This is a genomic window from Parasedimentitalea marina (assembly GCF_004006175.1).
Taxonomy (GTDB): domain Bacteria; phylum Pseudomonadota; class Alphaproteobacteria; order Rhodobacterales; family Rhodobacteraceae; genus Parasedimentitalea; species Parasedimentitalea marina.
Genome location: NZ_CP033219.1, coordinates 1,817,678 through 1,834,106 on the forward strand (window position 1 = coordinate 1,817,678; position 16,429 = coordinate 1,834,106).

The 16,429-nt window shown below is 53.5% G+C and carries 15 protein-coding genes and 1 pseudogene; all 16 read right to left on the reverse strand.

Annotated features, from left to right (window positions below):
- Window positions 1-6: 6 nt before the first annotated feature.
- On the reverse strand, window positions 7-999 hold the full coding sequence (locus EBB79_RS08890) for a type II secretion system F family protein (RefSeq protein ID WP_127748571.1): 993 nt from the start codon (window positions 997-999) through the stop codon (window positions 7-9).
- On the reverse strand, window positions 999-2,381 hold the full coding sequence (locus EBB79_RS08895; RefSeq protein ID WP_127748572.1) for a TadA family conjugal transfer-associated ATPase: 1,383 nt from the start codon (window positions 2,379-2,381) through the stop codon (window positions 999-1,001). Before EBB79_RS08895 ends, EBB79_RS08890 begins: the two co-directional genes overlap by 1 nt.
- A gap of 15 nt (window positions 2,382-2,396) precedes the next feature.
- Window positions 2,397-3,593, reverse strand: coding sequence for a CpaE/TadZ family protein (locus EBB79_RS08900; RefSeq protein WP_164860773.1), 1,197 nt, complete (start codon window positions 3,591-3,593; stop codon window positions 2,397-2,399).
- Window positions 3,594-3,616: 23 nt separating this feature from the next.
- Window positions 3,617-4,273: a TadE/TadG family type IV pilus assembly protein gene (locus EBB79_RS08905; RefSeq protein ID WP_238705036.1), complete on the reverse strand. Its 657-nt coding sequence runs from the start codon at window positions 4,271-4,273 to the stop codon at window positions 3,617-3,619.
- Window positions 4,270-4,773 (reverse strand): TadE/TadG family type IV pilus assembly protein, encoded by a 504-nt coding sequence (locus EBB79_RS08910; protein WP_127748574.1) that lies wholly within the window; start codon window positions 4,771-4,773, stop codon window positions 4,270-4,272. Before EBB79_RS08910 ends, EBB79_RS08905 begins: the two co-directional genes overlap by 4 nt.
- Before the next feature lie 5 nt (window positions 4,774-4,778).
- Window positions 4,779-6,236, reverse strand: coding sequence for a TadE/TadG family type IV pilus assembly protein (locus EBB79_RS08915; RefSeq protein ID WP_127748575.1), 1,458 nt, complete (start codon window positions 6,234-6,236; stop codon window positions 4,779-4,781).
- A gap of 24 nt (window positions 6,237-6,260) precedes the next feature.
- On the reverse strand, window positions 6,261-7,061 hold the full coding sequence (gene cpaB, locus EBB79_RS08920) for a Flp pilus assembly protein CpaB (protein WP_127748576.1): 801 nt from the start codon (window positions 7,059-7,061) through the stop codon (window positions 6,261-6,263).
- Window positions 7,062-7,214: 153 nt separating this feature from the next.
- A complete protein-coding gene (locus EBB79_RS08925; RefSeq protein WP_127748577.1) occupies window positions 7,215-7,403 on the reverse strand; it encodes a Flp family type IVb pilin in 189 nt (62 codons plus the stop codon).
- A 567-nt stretch (window positions 7,404-7,970) separates the two neighbouring features.
- Window positions 7,971-9,248 carry a tetratricopeptide repeat protein gene (locus tag EBB79_RS08930; protein WP_127748578.1) on the reverse strand — a complete coding sequence of 426 codons (1,278 nt, stop codon included), beginning with the start codon at window positions 9,246-9,248 and terminating at the stop codon, window positions 7,971-7,973.
- A gap of 205 nt (window positions 9,249-9,453) precedes the next feature.
- Window positions 9,454-10,350 (reverse strand): glycosyl hydrolase, encoded by an 897-nt coding sequence (locus EBB79_RS08935; protein ID WP_127748579.1) that lies wholly within the window; start codon window positions 10,348-10,350, stop codon window positions 9,454-9,456.
- A gap of 364 nt (window positions 10,351-10,714) precedes the next feature.
- Window positions 10,715-10,885: a hypothetical protein gene (locus EBB79_RS24395; protein WP_164860774.1), complete on the reverse strand. Its 171-nt coding sequence runs from the start codon at window positions 10,883-10,885 to the stop codon at window positions 10,715-10,717.
- 222 nt (window positions 10,886-11,107) lie between these two features.
- On the reverse strand, window positions 11,108-12,037 hold the full coding sequence (locus EBB79_RS08940) for a glycoside hydrolase family 26 protein (protein ID WP_238705037.1): 930 nt from the start codon (window positions 12,035-12,037) through the stop codon (window positions 11,108-11,110).
- Window positions 12,038-12,063: 26 nt separating this feature from the next.
- Window positions 12,064-13,893 carry a glycosyltransferase family 2 protein gene (locus EBB79_RS08945; protein WP_127748580.1) on the reverse strand — a complete coding sequence of 610 codons (1,830 nt, stop codon included), beginning with the start codon at window positions 13,891-13,893 and terminating at the stop codon, window positions 12,064-12,066.
- On the reverse strand, window positions 13,877-14,875 hold the full coding sequence (galE, locus tag EBB79_RS08950; RefSeq protein ID WP_127748581.1) for a UDP-glucose 4-epimerase GalE: 999 nt from the start codon (window positions 14,873-14,875) through the stop codon (window positions 13,877-13,879). The genes EBB79_RS08945 and galE overlap by 17 nt, the downstream gene beginning before the upstream one ends.
- A complete protein-coding gene (locus EBB79_RS08955) occupies window positions 14,872-15,924 on the reverse strand; it encodes a UDP-glucuronic acid decarboxylase family protein (RefSeq protein ID WP_127748582.1) in 1,053 nt (350 codons plus the stop codon). The genes galE and EBB79_RS08955 overlap by 4 nt, the downstream gene beginning before the upstream one ends.
- Before the next feature lie 389 nt (window positions 15,925-16,313).
- Window positions 16,314-16,418: pseudogene (locus EBB79_RS25600) on the reverse strand (IS5/IS1182 family transposase); the annotation flags it as partial.
- Window positions 16,419-16,429: the final 11 nt, after the last annotated feature.

Here is a 16,429-nt window from a genome sequence, read left to right on the forward strand (position 1 = left end):
CCCCCACTAAATCCTGAAATCGACAAGTTTACGTAGGGCTAAGCCATTGAGCACGGTAAGAAAAACAATAGACCCGACCATTGGCTTAAACATCGGGTCATCGGCAACGCCGTTGTAATAGTCCGGTGTCATGAAGGAGACCGAGCCAAAAATCAGAAATGGCAGCGAGGACAAGAACCATGCAGTTAATCGCCCTTCCGAGGACAGAGCTTTGATTTTGCGACGCATGGCAACCCTGCCGCGGATCACCCGTGACAGGGTCTCCAGCATTCCTGCCAAGTCGCCCCCGGTCCCATGCTGTATTCCGATGCTGGCAGCCAGATAATGGACATCTTCCAGATCCGTACGCTCGGCAAATTCCTGCACGGCAAACGGCAGATCCTCACCGAATGTAACCTGATCATAGATGATACCAAATTCGGTTGCGACCGGGTCTTCCATCTCGCGCGATACAACACCTATGGAGTTGTTGAGGGGATGACCGACCTTCAGACCACGCGCCAGCATGTCCAGTGCATCCGGCAACTGATGGACCAAACGATCCTGCATCTGCCTGCACCTGGAACGGATATAGACCACCGGCAGAAAGAGACCAGCAAACAGGGCCACCGCTAGGCTTTCGAACGTTTCGACGCGCATGGAAGCAAATAGAAAGGTCACCAAACCTACTATCAGGCAGAAACCCCAGAAAGGCCCTGCCTTGATGGAAAAACCAGCCTGACGCAGTTGCGTCGTAATATTGCCAAACACGGGAATGTCTCCCATTCCTTTGGTGCGTGCGGGTGGTTTAAGAATAGCCAGTCGCTCTGCGCCGGTCTTACCTTGCGCAATCATCTTCATGCGGCGATTGCGAGCGTCCTCCAGCCGACTGCGGCTGCCGAACATTTGCCGCAGCCCCGAGCAGATCAAGAGTACGCTAATGGCCACGCCGCTGAAGACTGCATATCCGACGAGCTGGCCATTCCATCCAGATGTGTAAAAAAATATTACATCCAGCATTACATGGCCTCCAGGTTAAAGGCATTTGCGTCGACATTAACACCAGCAGCAGCGAGTGAGTCGACACATTGCGGTCGGATGCCTGTTGGGGTGAATTGCCCCAGAATGTTACCGTCTTCGCCGCGCCCGGTTTTGCGGAATATGAAAATGTCCTGCAGTGTGATGACATCCCCTTCCAGCCCAGTGAGCTCGGAAATGCTAACCACCCGGCGATGGCCGTCTGACAGACGAGACAATTGCACAATGAAGTTGATACCCGAGGCGATCTGGGCCCGAACCGCAGACAACGGCAACTCCATTCCCATCATCGACACCATCTGTTCGAGCCTGCCAAGCGCATCACGCGCCGAGTTGGCGTGAACTGTGGTCATCGATCCGTCGTGACCCGTGTTCATCGCCTGCAGCATATCGAAGGTCTCGGCACCGCGTACCTCGCCGACGATAATCCGGTCCGGGCGCATTCTAAGCGCGTTGCGCACGAGATCCCTCTGGGTCACTGCGCCATCACCAGACGGGTTGGGGGGGCGAGTTTCCAGCCGCACAACATGGGTTTGCTGCAGCTGAAGTTCGGCCGCATCTTCGATCGTCACAATCCGCGATCGGGAATCGATGAAGGCAGAAATTGCATTTAACATGGTGGTTTTACCGGACCCGGTGCCCCCCGAAATGAGAATATTCATTCGGGCATCCACCAGCCCACTAAGGAAGTGCGCAGCCTTGCGGTTCAATGCGTTCTCGTCCACCAACTTGTCCAGCGTCAGGGGATCGTGGGAAAATTTGCGAATGGACAGCGTCGGGCCGTCAATCGCGCAGGGGCGGATAATTGCATTAACCCGGCTGCCATCTTCAAGCCGGGCATCAACCCACGGGGTGCTTTCGTCCACCCTGCGTCCAACCCGGGACACCACCTTGTCAATGATCCGCAAAAGGTGCTTTTCGTCGCTGAACCGCACGCTGGTTTCCTCCAGTACACCACCGCGTTCGACAAAAACGGTTTCATGACCGTTCACCAAAATGTCGTTGACGGTGGGATCGGCAAGCAGTGGTTCCAATGGACCCAAGCCAAGAACCTCATTCATCAGGTCTTCGACCAGAGATCGGAAATCCTCGGTCCGCATCGGAGCGTTCCTGGCGGCCAGTACTTCGTTGACCAACCCTGCCACTTCCCGCCTTAATTCTTCGGGTTGCACCTTGTCAATGATGGCCAGGTTCAGTCTTTCAATTAGTACCTTGTGCAACTCCGTTTTCAATTCCAGGCGGTCCGCCAACTTGCTGTCCAGAACCGGGGCGACGCTGTGGGCGGTCCCGTCTTCACCATGTAGATGAACAACATTTGGGTCATCCTGTTTGGCTGGTGAGCGGCTTCCAAAGTTCCTGAACATTGTCTATCTCCCCAATCAGTTTTTGGCGGATGTACGCGACTGGCGGGCCTCCGCCACAGCCTGCGCAAGGTGTCGGATGCCTTTCGCCAAGGGCGAACGGGCTGCCGCTTTTGACAGTGGGATCCCCTGGTCGGCTGCCTTCAGTGCTGCAGCGGAATCCTCTGCTAGCCAATACTTGAATGGCCGTTGCAAAACGCGCGCAGCTTCCTTCTCGTGGCTCGCTGCAAACAAGGGTTTGCGCTTGCGATTGATCACGATATCGACCTCCAGGCCAAGATTTACTTCGCTGTAGAAATCCAGAAGGCGGCGGGCTTGGCTGACCGCAGGAACCGAGCAGTCGGTGACCATTACCAAGCGATCGCTGGCTTCAAGGACCGGTGATAACCATTCAACCAGAACGCGCGGTAAGTCGATGACAACATAGTCAAACCTCGCCTGTAACAACTGGATCAGTTCGGCAGTCTGGCGTGGTGCAAGAGCATGCAAGGGTACAAATTCTGATGGTGACGGAAGCACCCAAAGTCCAGAAGTGGTCTCGATCATCGATTGCTCTAGAAAGGTGCTGTCAGGCATCACCCCTTCGTCTGCCATCTGATAGAGGCAAGAACTGGGCTGTTGGTTCAGAAAGGTCGAAACCGCACCAAATTGCAGATCAAGATCGACCAGTGCAACTTTATTGGTCGCGGTTTGTTTACGCCACCCGGTGCGCTGGGTCAGACAGTCGGCAAGATTGACGGCAACGGTGGTGGAGCCAATTCCGCCACGCGCCTGGGCGACCGAAACAACCGTACCTGAAAGTGCATCAGCGGTGGATCGCGCGTCAGCTGTGTCCAGAGATTGCCAAATGGATTTAGCCAGTTCGTCGGGGCTCAAATTGTCGGGCAGCACGTCCGCAGCACCAGCTTCGGACAATTTACGCATTTCTGAAAACGGAGTGTTTGCGTCGGCCAAGGCAATGACCTGGGCACCGGTTTTTGTGCGTTGGCGGATTTCGCGAATGGCGATGGCATCGCGCTCAGAATTACCTTCGGGACAAAAGATCACCAGATCGTTCTTCATGGCCAGTTCGCTTGCGGTGCCGTTCATTTCTGTCAAAGTGGCTTCGGATTTCGTCAACTCGGTTCCCGGACGAAGTTGGACAACGCTTTCAACTAAAGCACTGATGCCAGGATCTTTTGAGATCAAAGCAATGGATTTATTGTCATTTTTCATTACCAGCTCCTTGTCGTTGCGCATCATCCATTGCCACCCAGGGCCAGATCTTCGCCCGGCAGCGATACGCTCATTGGAGGGAAAACAACCGTTCCAGCCAGCGGTTGGTCGATGACTGCACCGCTAAGGCCTGCCAGGCGACCCAACGGCGAGAGGAATTGAAAGGTAAGGTTTTGTAGTTCGACCGTGACCACGGGAACATAGGGTCCGCCCAGAAAACCGAGGTTGCTGTCATAGGAATAGCTGAAGGACATATTGGACATATCTGCCCCAGGCGGCATGGACCCCCGCACCAGTGCCCAGATTTCACTGGCGGTGGCATTGCTGGCGGTGCCCACACAGGTGGTCGTGCCTGGGTCCGCGCAAATATCCGCTCCAACGCGGCAAGACGTCCCGTATTCAGGGGGCGTTCCCGGTACAGATGACGGGCGAACATTCGATTCGGGTACACCCGTGCAGGCTGGTGGGCGCACAGCCGCCACGCGGGAGGCCACGTTCATGGCGCGTTCGGCGACAACATAGTGAAATGCCATCCTGCCAAAGTCGATCATCCCCATGAACAAAAGCAGGAACAAGGGCATCACCACGGCAAGCTCTGTCAGTGTGGTTCCGGATTGATCCGCAGCAAGCCGCAACAGCGTGCCACGCATCCGTTTGTACATTATTTTGGTCCGGGTCATGTGCCAAACACCCGGCTTTGATCTGAAATGACTGTGTTGATCGTGGCGCGGCTGACACCGTTGAAGGCAAACACATCTGCAAACGGAAAAGTAATTGTCAGGCTGGCGGTTACCGAAACCACAGGTGCGGGTGAGACCCGGTAGACGCCTGCCGTACAGGTCAGGCTGGGTACCACCGAAGTCACCGTAATGCTGGAGGGGAACAGCAGGTGACCCGAGGTGCTGCGACGGACAATCGTTTCCAAAGCGGTGGTATAGCCAACCACCGCACCGCCAGAGGTGCAGATATCACCCGGGGCTATGCGCGCCAGATAACGCGCTGCGTCGCGCACACCGGACACGGCAGCTTGGTAGGACCACATCATCCGCCCACCTTCGATGATCACCGCAAAGACCAAAACCATGACCGGCAACATCAGCGCAAATTCGACAAGGGCTGCACCACGCTCTTCACAGCGGAACCGTTTCAGGATCAATGGGATGAGATTACTGTGTGCCATTGTGCTCACCTGTACAGCTGGACAAGATCGCGGAAGATACCCGCATCGCCCGTGCCCCCAACGCCGCCACCCGCACTGCCGATAACCTCGCCCCAAATGTCGACGTTTGGCGGCGAGGTGCCATCATCTCCTACGGGTTCGGTCAGAAAGATCTCGACGAATTCCTTGACCGGAACATCCGTTGCGGCGCCGCTAATCGGAGTGGCCACGCAGTCAACACCCGCTGCAATGATCACCCGGCGTTTGGGATCGCTGCTTTGGTGGGTGGAACATTGTGGACGTCCGGTTTCGGACAGGTCAGACAGGATAGCGGTGGCAGATCCTGGACCACCCGCAGCAGCGATCTCGGCCAGATAATACGCATAACGTGTGGTCGCGAGCGGATGCGGGTCTGTCCCGGCATAATTTATGTTGACGTAGTCCGCCCGGCCAACAGCCCAGTTGCCATCTCCGTACCGGCTGCAAGTGCCGGACCCAAAACATGTGTCACGGGGCAGACCAACGGTGTCCGGGGAAATCTCTTCATTGTTGCCAATACAGGAGCCACCGCCGTTGGGCACGATCCCTTTGATAACATTCGGGGCCGGAGCAAAATTTGGGTCGTTGCGCTCGCTGTTCATAATCGCAGAATACATATCAAACCGAACGTTAAAGACTGCGTCTTCGATGCCAACTTTCTGGCCAGGCTCGATATCTACACCGCGCTGGTCGAAACATTGGGTGATACTGCCCTCAGCCCCCAACAGGCACGCATCCATATTGATCCCATTCAACCCGGCGCAGGGACCTTCGTCATCCACTTCCACCTTGGCGGGATCCAGAAAGCCAAAATCTCCCGGGCCCCAGGCCGCACCGTTACCACCCGAGCGCAGGCGGATCATGGTGCCGACATTGGCATCCGCGATGAAGCCGGGCGGAATACAGAACATTAGCGGGGTCACGTCGCAAGCATATTGAGTAAAGCCGGCCACAGCTTCGGCCGAGGCAAGTTCATTTGGCCCGGAATTGCCAGTCAGCGTTGAAAAGGCAGCACCGAAGGTGGCACCGACGGTCGAGTCGATGACATCTGCATGAACATATCGGGCTTCAGCAGGGTCCGTCGTGACTGCGCTTAGCGTGGAGGTATCGCTATCCGGAACGGCGGAATAGTAGGTCAGGGCAAAATCAGCCGCACCGCTTAACGTGTCGTCACCGGTCCCAAAAGTCTTACGATCGGCGATAAGGGTGCTAGCGGCCGATTGGGCGCGGATCAGTGCATCTGCCTTGCCGTCCAGCTCTCCAGCGGCGGCCAGGGCTATGTTGTCCGCATAGGCTTGCAGCTCGCTTCGGGTTATCCCAACGCGCCCCAAATCAAAAGAGAGGGCGACGATGCCGAACAATACCACAAAGCTCAGGCCCCACATCACCAGCATGGTGCCGCTTTCGTCTGCTGCAAAACGCTTTATGGCTGTGTGGAACGGCACTGGCAGTGGCTCACTTTCTATGGCTCAGCGAATTTCAGTATGGGTGATTTTGGTACCTCGACGGATCAATACCGTTTTGACTGGTTCACTTTCGGGCAGGGGCGACAGTTCGCGCAGAACATCGCTGAGACCGATGGATTCAAGCGGCACATCAATTTCCGCACTGTCTGGCTTGCGCAGCGTCAGGCTCAGCGTACCTGCGCGTTGCGCAAGTGCCAGACGTTGTCCTTCTGCTGGTGTTACCTCGACAGTAACGGTTCGGGCCACACCAGGTGTATCCGTTTCCTCGTTGGCGTCCTGATCAACACCAATCACACGGGCATTCTGCAGAATTGTTACGGTTTTCAGCTCGGCACCGCGACCTTGGGTCAACAAAATGTCAACATGATCACCAGGTGTCACAAACCCACCCACTGCTGTTTCTGCGTTAACCTTTATCGCCATTGCCCTATGGTCGGGGCTGAGTGTCTGAACGATGGTGACTTTTTCACCAAAACCCGAGATTTTACCGATGCGGATAAGTTCACCCTGGGCGATCCCACGGCGAGCGCGGCGCGGTGGCTGGCCAGGCTCTGGTAGCAATTCGCTGAAATTCTTGTAGATCCCTTTCGGCAGGGACCCGGCGGGCCAGGAGATAGTTGTCAGCGCCTGGGACTCGATCACATTGCCAAAGGCAATATCTTGGGACGCAACAACTACCCGTACCATGGCGGGTGTATCCGCGCCGTTTGCCTGCTGTCTGTCGATTGTTCCTTTGGCCACGAATGCAGAACCCGCTGCAATTGATAGACCCGTGAACAGGCTGAGAAGAGAGGAAAAATTCATGACATGCTCCCTTTTGGCTAAGCTGACGGGATGAGTGCTCGCGCGCCAATGACACAAAAGCCCGTAGTCCAATGGCGAAACGGTCAGAAGGAGGATTGCCCCCTTGGCGATGCCTGATTTTATGGGGGCAGGCATCGCAAGTTTGGAGCTGTTTTAGGTACCGGGATCAGGCATTTCGTTGCCTGCTGCAGTCATGGCATCGCCGATTTCAGTGCCTAACGTGGATAGCGCAGCTGTGCCCAGTGCAACGGCCAGGGCAATTGCAATCCCGTATTCAACAAGGGTCACACCGCGTTCATCGCGGCGCAGCCGTTCAAAAAATCTCTTCAAGCAAGTCGTCATTTCAATCTCCCTATGGAATTGGAAAGCCGGAACTCCGGCAGATCACGCAGGGTGCTTTCATCGCTGCGTGGTCCCTTTCAGCTTGTCGGCATAAGAGAGCGGGCGCATCGTCCGAATAGTCCAAAAGCGCACGCATACATTGTTTTTCTCTGCGTTTGCTTCAGACCGCTCATGTTTCAATTTTTGGAAAGTCGGTTGCTGAAGGGCCTGCAAGATTGTGAAACGCAGCGGGTTGCGCTTTTAGGCATCTAAGGTGGGTGGTTCTCATCACTGGATTTGGATTGCAGAGCGGCGGGAATGCCAAATGAATTCCACCTAAAATCTCATGATGCACGCGCGGGAGACCGCCGCTGAGTGTTAAGTTGAGACAAGCCCGATCAGCGGCCGGAAACTAAGGGAGGGCGGTCGCCTGATCTAGGCCAATGCAAGAAATCATATCGCCAAGATTAAATATAGATACGTCGAATGGCTTTCTCCCAAGTCGACTTTGATTGCCCTGCAAAAGGACCTGTAAGGGGCTGAGAATACGCAATTTCAGTTTACGTTCTGATCTATTCGGGTGGCCGGTCAACGTGCCAGTAGAGCGCCCACAACATTTGACTTCAGGACAATATCACCGCAGTTACGGGCATAACCCAGATTTCTGCACTGGCGCCAGATCGCATGCAAAGTGTCGGGCGTTGCAAATCCGTTCAAAGACCCGAAGTACTCACCGTCCTTTTTCATTTGGCTTTGAAGTAGATACATTGCGAAATTCGGATTGGCCGCAAATAATTCCCTGCCAAACCACGCGGACTTCCACTCAGGATTGGCAAAGTAGATCTCAGCAAGGTTCTCAAATTGATGGGTTCCGCGGGCTTTGGAAACATCAAAAGACATTTCGTACTGGGCAATTTCAGCCCTCGTTAGAAGGTCCGTGTTTTCCTGTAAGTATGTGCGGGCCTGTGCACGGTCTCGGTGCACATTCCATCGGTTTCCATCCCGGACGAGACTTATGAGGAATTTGAGTGCCACCTCATTGTCTGTTTCGACGGCGCGTTCAAGAACCGCAATGGCCTCGGGGCCGCTTGCACGCATACTAATGCCCCAAAGCCTGCGGTGGGCTTCAAGTACGGCAATTTCTGGCTGCCCGGAATCCATCGCTTTTTGTGCATAGTTCGCGAATTTCGCCCGAGATCTCTTGCCAAGATAGCCATACATTGCGCCTTCGGCCAAAGTGGTCCAGGCGGTGTTTCGACCTAATTCCGCAGCCCGCAGAAGATAGGTTTCCGCCCGGTGACTGCCGAGACGGTTCCACATCAGGTCTTTTCCATAAAGTTCCAGCCCAGCACCGTCGCCCAACGCGGCTGCCGCTTCGAATAATTCAAGTGCCCGCGCTTTGTTACGTGGGACATGGGTCCCGGTGAGGAGGAAGTCACCAAGGGAAACCTGTGACCTGGCAGAGCCAGATTGCGCCGCTTTTTCAAGCAAGGCCAGGCCGCTTGACCGATCCTTGGCGAACTTTGTTCCGCGTAATAATTGCTCCCCCAAAATGCGGTGGGCCTCTAGGTTGCCCAGCTCTGCCGCCTGTTCCAGCAGTTGCCGCGCTTTTTCAATGTCCACGTCCTTATCGGAAAGGCCCCACAGATAGTCTTCGGCAAGTGTTACCATGTCGTGCGTTTCAGTCACACCTAGGGTCGTGTTCCGCAATTGCGCCCCGTGTTCCGGATTGCCAGCCGAAGTCACTTCGCCCGTTTCCGGTGTAAGCGCCAACGCCGAGGGCGCGGCGATCAGGGCAAGGGCCGTCAGGAAAAAAAACACAGTGTCCCGAAAAGAAAATGAAATAGGCGCTGTGGAATGTATCACGATCTGTCCTCCAAAAATGGATCACGCACAAGCGTGATAATGGAAGTTGTGATAGGTCTCTGCCTCACCTCATACTGACCTAAATGTCAAAATTTGTCGAGGTTTTACATTCAATTACTTGTTCGTGGTACCGCTTTTGTGTGCGTTCCTCGAAGCATATCCCGCAAAGGTTGAGGGCAGGGTCTCAGTTACCTGTCAAAAAAGTTTACTGCGTTGAAGGAGAGAAGGGTAAAGGACTTGAGCCGGTGTTTGCTTGGCTGCTTTCCAGTCCTGCGGAGCGGCGAAATGCCTGGGCTTCCAGCGCCTGAGCATACGATCGGCCGACAGGAGTTGATCGCAACTGATTGTCTACCAGATTGATGGCCGGGCTGCGCCCGTGCCAAGGGTAGGGGTTGGCTGCAAACCAGGCATAGCGTTCGACAAAAGGCAGGGTTTCCATCATGGAAATAGCTGATTTTGCAAAGGCTGCATTGGCGGAATAACTGGCCTTGTTGGGCTGGCTCCAGTCAATAAAAGCAAACTCTGAGACCCAGATTGGGCGTTTGTATTCCCTGTAGACAGCAATCAGCCATTTTCGGAATGCTTTCACATCTCCGGTTTTGGAATAGTAGTGAACCGCCATGAAATCCACCCGTAGGCCACGGCGATCTGCTTCTGACATGAACCGCCTTTGCCAAGATCCAGTGCCCAATGTTTGTGCTTGGGTTGTTGCAGGGCTGCCTAAGCGCAGACCGCGTGCCTCTAATCTTGGCCAAAGAGCAATTGCTTGCGCCACAGTCATATTTGCCTGGTGCTTGCCGCCCCTTCCATCCGGCTCGTTAAAAGCCAGCAAATGGCGCACATTTTGGGAACTTCGGATCCGATCACCAATGTTTCGAGCACTATGGATCATCGGAACAAATTCGACCGAGCGTTGAACCGGATGGTGGCTTTCAATCTGATCGGTACGCCAATCATAATACCAAGCCAGTCCCGGATGTTTTTCGATCCATTTCAGGATCGTGTAATCGGGGTTTTCCCACGCGCCAACGCCTGCGCGTTGCGCAATGGCGGACTGAGATGTGAGTGCCAAACCTAGCAAAAGAATAATCAGTCTGAACATTCTGCCTCGACGTAAGGAGCACAAGCAATCCGGACCGCTACTGGTCAGTTTAAGCCAATGCAGATGGCCAGCGGGATGTTAGGAATTGCCTGTCTGTGTGCAATCTTGTTGATCGCATTTTTGGCCCGATCTGCGGGCATGTGGATTCAGCCAATGGGCCAAAATTCGAATTCAGTTCGAATAACAGCGAGACCGTTGTCCGAACCCTGCAGGTGAACAGATATAGCTACCGTTCCCCACGGCGACGCGCCGTCGCGTTTTAGCGGAGTTACGCGGCCGAACTAGGCGCAAGAGGTTAAGACCACCACTGCCTGACCGCAGTCCGGCACTGCCACTGTCGTGGCTTTCGGCTTTTGTTGTAAGATTAGGACTCGATGCTGCTGCCCCAATTGGAGCTGCCATCACGGCGCATATTATGCCGACCGCGCAGATCGCGCGGGAAATCGTTGGTTTCATCACTGTCTCCTGCCTTCATCGCCTCACGTGTACCGGATCCTGTTTTTCGGCTCTCGGTGCATTCAATGCAAAAAGACATAGCAAAACTTGGGGTCCGGAACAAAAGTTTACCAACGGGAGCTGTAATTTTTGTTAACCGAGGTGCGATTTAGACACTTATTGGCAGAATATAACAACCAACTTCCGGAATAATGTTGAAATACATCAGGTCAAGCCATTGTGGCGAAAGACATCTTCCAGAACCCAACGAGACATTCTGTTGGCAAGGCCAGTGTGGCAGAAATCCGCCAGTAGTAAGGAATTAGCGCCCCAAAGAGGCTGCCTGCGTTCCAAGAGAATTCTGTGGGAACTGCCAATCCGGCAAGTCATCCGTTTCAGGCCAAGGGTAAACCTCTTGCTGGTTGAAGTATATGACCGCCTGTAATTCAGGGAAGTCTTCCAGGTTTTGGCGTACCTCGTTATTCCACCTTGCAACATATGAATCGCTGCCCACATAACCGAGCTCTGCGACCGCGATGGGAAGTCCAAACTGCAACGCGCGTTGATAACGGGGTTCAAAAATATCGCGGAAACTTTGCTCCTGGCCAAGAACATCAATTTCCCAAGCCTGCAGGCCAAAAACGGATAGTCCGATGATATCGGTGTAATCGGGGCCGGGGAAATATTCTGCCAGGCCTTCATGGCCAAGAGGTGACCACATGTAATCGAATTTGTCAGAGATTTCCCGGCAAGTACTTACCACTCTTTTGTAAGCAGAAATATAAATGTCCGGATCCCAATCGGCCCAAATGAATTGACCGGATGCATCTTCCATTTCCTGAGCCCAGCGAATGGTGACCGGGCTTTTGAAGTCGTTCAAAACACCACAAATCGCCTGAATGTTGATGTCGTAGGTGCCATTGGCGATGCCTGCGATCAGAATTTCAGGCGTATTGCGTTCATCTGCGGTCCAGGTCCAGGGTTCAATCGTAACGAGAACCGAACGTCCCCGTTCCAGCGCATAGCTGTCCGCATCCAACAGTGAGGGCAGGAAGACATCCTCCCATGGCAGAAACAAGTGTTCAATCTGCACATCCGTGTCGTTGGTAAAGCCACCATTGGGATCATACACCCCAAATGGCAGCTCACCGGGAGGAGCCGCCAGAACAGGAAAGGCGAGGCAGGTGAACAGCGAGGACACTATCGCCTGACGCTTTACATTGAAGCAGCCAATACTCAGAAAGGTAATCATTGTTCATACTCCCTGCTAAACTTGTGCTATCTCTTCCAGCCAGGATCATAGATTAAGACAACGGTTCCTGGCCCGCCCATGCCCGCACCGGCAACAGCGTATTGCACATGTATCAACCTAAAAGGCTCGAGTCCTTTTGACAGAGCGTAAAGGCTCTCGAGGCCGCGTTCCTGAATGGTGAACAGTGTCAGACCGACCAAAACAGAAGGGGCCGTGACCTTGACCCAGTTGGCCAAAGATCTGTTTCTGGTGAACTGTACCCGGCGAAAATGCTGAAACACGATGACCGCAGTGATCACAGTGTAATAAATACCACTAATCGCCGTCAAAAGATAGAAACCATGTGCGTTTCGCAGATCATCCACCAGGAGAACCGGAAGAATGCAGCCCAATGACAAACCAGCATAAGTCAGCACAATCCTGAGCGGCAAAACCTCTTGTGTAGCTTCTCCTTTAGGGGTGATCCGAAAATCAACAAACCCGCCAAACAGCCTGTCCCAAAGCGCCATGGCACATCCAAAAAGGACCCAAGGCCATTGCAACCCAAGGAAAAGTGTCTTTTCCCAGCTGATCACCGAGCCGTCATAGGGCCGGAAAAACCCGTCTGCCTTCAGATGATAGGCAATCAAAGTCAGTGCCAAGACCTGTGGCGCTGCGTGCAGAATGAAGGCCGGATAAGTCACTTCGGCATATCGAAAATCCAACAGCAAGGCCAAGATCGGCAGCGCGTAAAGAAGCGCCATGAAGAAAGCAAAACACGGGTAGAACAGCTGGCAGAATAGAAACAAGAACTTTAGCCGAAGTGGAAACTTGGAGAAGTAGCCAGAGGTGAATTTCAGAAAAATTGTGAACAGGCTGCGAGACCATTGAAACTCTTGCGTGCACAAGTCTGTAATGGTGGCGGGACCATCTCCTTCGGCGATGGCGTTCAAGGCGTGTACGCCGCGCCAGCCACCTGCGTTCAAAATCATCGTCGTGGAGTGATCTTCTGCCAATTCAGGACCAAGTCCTCCGACCTCTTTCAGGGCTTTGGTTTGTACAGCATAATGAGAGCCGATACACATCGGGGCCATTGCACCGGCATAGCCCGCCTGGAAAATCCCATGAAAAGCAGACTCAGTATGCAATCTGGTTCTGGCTGCCCAACTGGTATCTGCATTGCGTGAGCAGATACTGGGGGCACTGACATAGCCCACTTTAGGATCTGCAAAGCCGCGCATGATCTCTTCCAGATAAGTTGCGCTTGGCATGTGGTCTGCGTCAAGTTGAGAGACATAGTCGTAATTTTGATAGCCATAGTGATCATAGAAATATGCAAGGTTGCCTTCTTTGCATCTAGTGCGGCGCGGCCATTCCTTTTGATGATACTCAGGGTGTTCAAACCGGGTCGACACAAATACCCCGTGTTGTTTGCACCAGTCCAAAGTTTCACTATCTGGGTTTTCGTCCGCGAGCCAAGTGTCATGAGGATAGGTCTGATTGAGCATCGCCGTCAGAGTCTCCCGCAGCAGGGAAAAAGGCTCTGATGGGGTTTTGGTAACGATCATGGCTACACGGGTATTCTGAGGCGGCAGCGGGTCCGCAACCGGGATCCTTGCTTTGCGAAACACCCAGACAAAAAACAGCTGAAGAAAAAACAGCCAACCCAACCCCAAGGTCGCAATCCAATATTGCCACCCGCTCCCCCGATGTTCTGGCAAAAACCACCATCCCCAAAACCAGAGGGCAGCGCCCAGCCAAATTAGGACCATCCAGTTGTATTTGGTTTTCAAGCCAAAACCAAAGACGGATTTGCTGAATACCTGCACCGAACCTGACAGCTCTGTTGATAGATCGACTTTAGGCTCTGAGATCATCAAGTGCCTCCAGACCAAAGGACGGGGCCGCATCTGCCAAGATGTTGTGCAGATCGGACTGACAGGTCGTAAATCCCAATTCCTGTTTGGCGAGAGCGGTGTCGGCCACCAGAACTGGGGGGTCCCCGGCACGGCGTTCTGCGCCAGTCCAAGGTGTCTTTCGACCCGTCACATCCTCGATTGCTGCAATGATCTCGAGGATGGAATGCCCCTTGCCAGATCCGAGGTTCAAGGCCAGATTTCTTTCTGCTTCAATCAGCCTCTCGACGGCCAGCACATGAGCGCGCGCAAGATCCGCAACGTGAATATAATCTCTAATGCAGGTTCCGTCGGGAGTGGGGTAGTCGGTGCCAAAAACCTTAAGTCCCGGTCGGGCCCCAGCAGTGGCCATCAAGGCCAGCGGAATGAGGTGGGTTTCCGGGTCGTGACGCTCGGACAGGCGCCCAGATGGGTCGGCGCCGCAAGCATTGAAATACCGCAGCATCGCATAGTTCAAATCCCAGGCAGCCGCGTGATCCTTTATCATATCTTCGCATATGAGTTTGGTGCGCCCATAGGGATTAATCGGATTTTGGTGCGTGTTTTCCCTGATGGGTTGCCGGTCCGGAATGCCATAAGTGGCGCAGCTAGAGGAAAAAACGAGTGATCTGGTGTTGGTCGATTGCATGGCGTTGATCAGGCCAATCATTCCGCCAACGTTGTTGTCATAGTAGAGACCAGGCGAGATAACGGATTCCCCAACATAGGCCGCTGCTGCAAAATGGATCACGATTTTGCAGTGATATTTTTTGATAACCGAAGCCACTGCTGAACTGTTGCGAATGTCGACACGCTCTAGTGGACCCCACTTGACAGCCTCCGCATGTCCAGTGCGTAGATTATCGATAACCACAGGTAGGAAGCCCGCTGCGGCCAGTTGCAGACAAGTGTGGCTGCCAATGAAGCCTGCACCACCAGTGACCAAAACAGAGGTACGTGTCATCGGGCTACCGCAGGATTTGACAGGTTGTCTTGGCTTGTTTCGGTTTTGAAATAGGCAATAGTCCGATCCAAGCCCTGATCTAGGCCAATCTTGGGGGCCCAGCCAAGGTACTTTTTGGCTCTGCTAATATCGGGGCGTCTTTGCTTGGGGTCGTCCTCGGGAAGATCAGAATAGGTTATTCTGGACAGCGTGGTTATTTTCTTCAGGATAAGATTAGCCAGCTCAACCATGGTAAATTCGTCCGGATTACCAATGTTGATTGGCTCAAAATGAGTGCCTGGGGTGTGCATCAAGGTGATCAGCCCATCAACCATGTCGTCCAAATAGCAAAAGGACCGACTTTGGGACCCATCGCCATAAATTGTGATGGGTTGGCCATCCAAGGCCTGGTTGATGAAATTGGACACAACACGTCCGTCTAACGGGTCCATTCCAGGGCCATAGGTGTTAAAAATGCGGGCTATGCGAATGTCAGTTCCATATGTTTCCCTGTGATCATGAAAGATCGACTCGGCGGCGCGTTTGCCCTCGTCATAACAAGATCTGGGACCAACCGTGTTGACGTTGCCCTGATAACGCTCGGTCTGTGGGGTCACGTCTGGATCACCGTAGATCTCAGATGTCGATGCCTGCAAAATCTTGGCGTTTGACCTGCGGGCCACATCCAAAAGGTTGAATGCACCATATATACTGGTTTTCATCGTCTGGATGGGGTCCGATTGGTATTTCGGAGGAGACGCAGGGCAAGCCATGTTGAAAATGAAGTCATAGCGGCCCTTCTGGTTTATCGGGTTTACGACATCGTGGTGGATGAACGTAAATTTGGGATTCCGGGACTGCTGTTTGAGATTGCAAAGACGACCTGTCGACAAATTATCTAGGCAGGTGACTTCGTACCCGTATTCCAGATAGCGACTGCATAAGCGAGATCCCAAAAAACCCGCTCCACCAGCGATGAGAACTTTTCTTTGCTTTTCTGCCGCAGCCCGGCGGGCTGATTGTGAAGCTGCAGAAGGTTTGAGTCGCTTAAACTCAGTAACAGTATTCATACACAACGCTCCCTACCGGGCACGCACTTTTCGCTGCACTGCTCAAATATGGAAGGATCAAGTTCTCGGTCTAAGGGACACTCGCTTGAACTCACCGCAGACGGCGGACTGTCTGGTTTGTCCGCGCATGGTCGCGCCACTAGTCTTGTCAAAAACCAACAGTCGGGAGTATTCCAGACCACCTTCAATTTTGTCAAATTTTTAGAAGATCCTTCGGTATTTAGGGAGATTTCGTCCAATTTTGAAACCCAAAGTTGATTTTTGATTTATGAAAAACACCCTAAGGATTTGTTATTTCATGTGGAGAGGAGAGCTGACAGAATCGACCGACCAGCCAGTGTTTCAAGCCAATACCTTTTGCAAGAAAACACACGAACCCCTAGCATTTAATCCGCTGTTGGCAGGTCACTCATAATAGCTCTTGCTCCGGAATAGTTGCTCACTTGAACTGCAGTCATGAAGAACCGAATAGGTCGCCCAATCGTGTCAGACATGTGCATCGGCT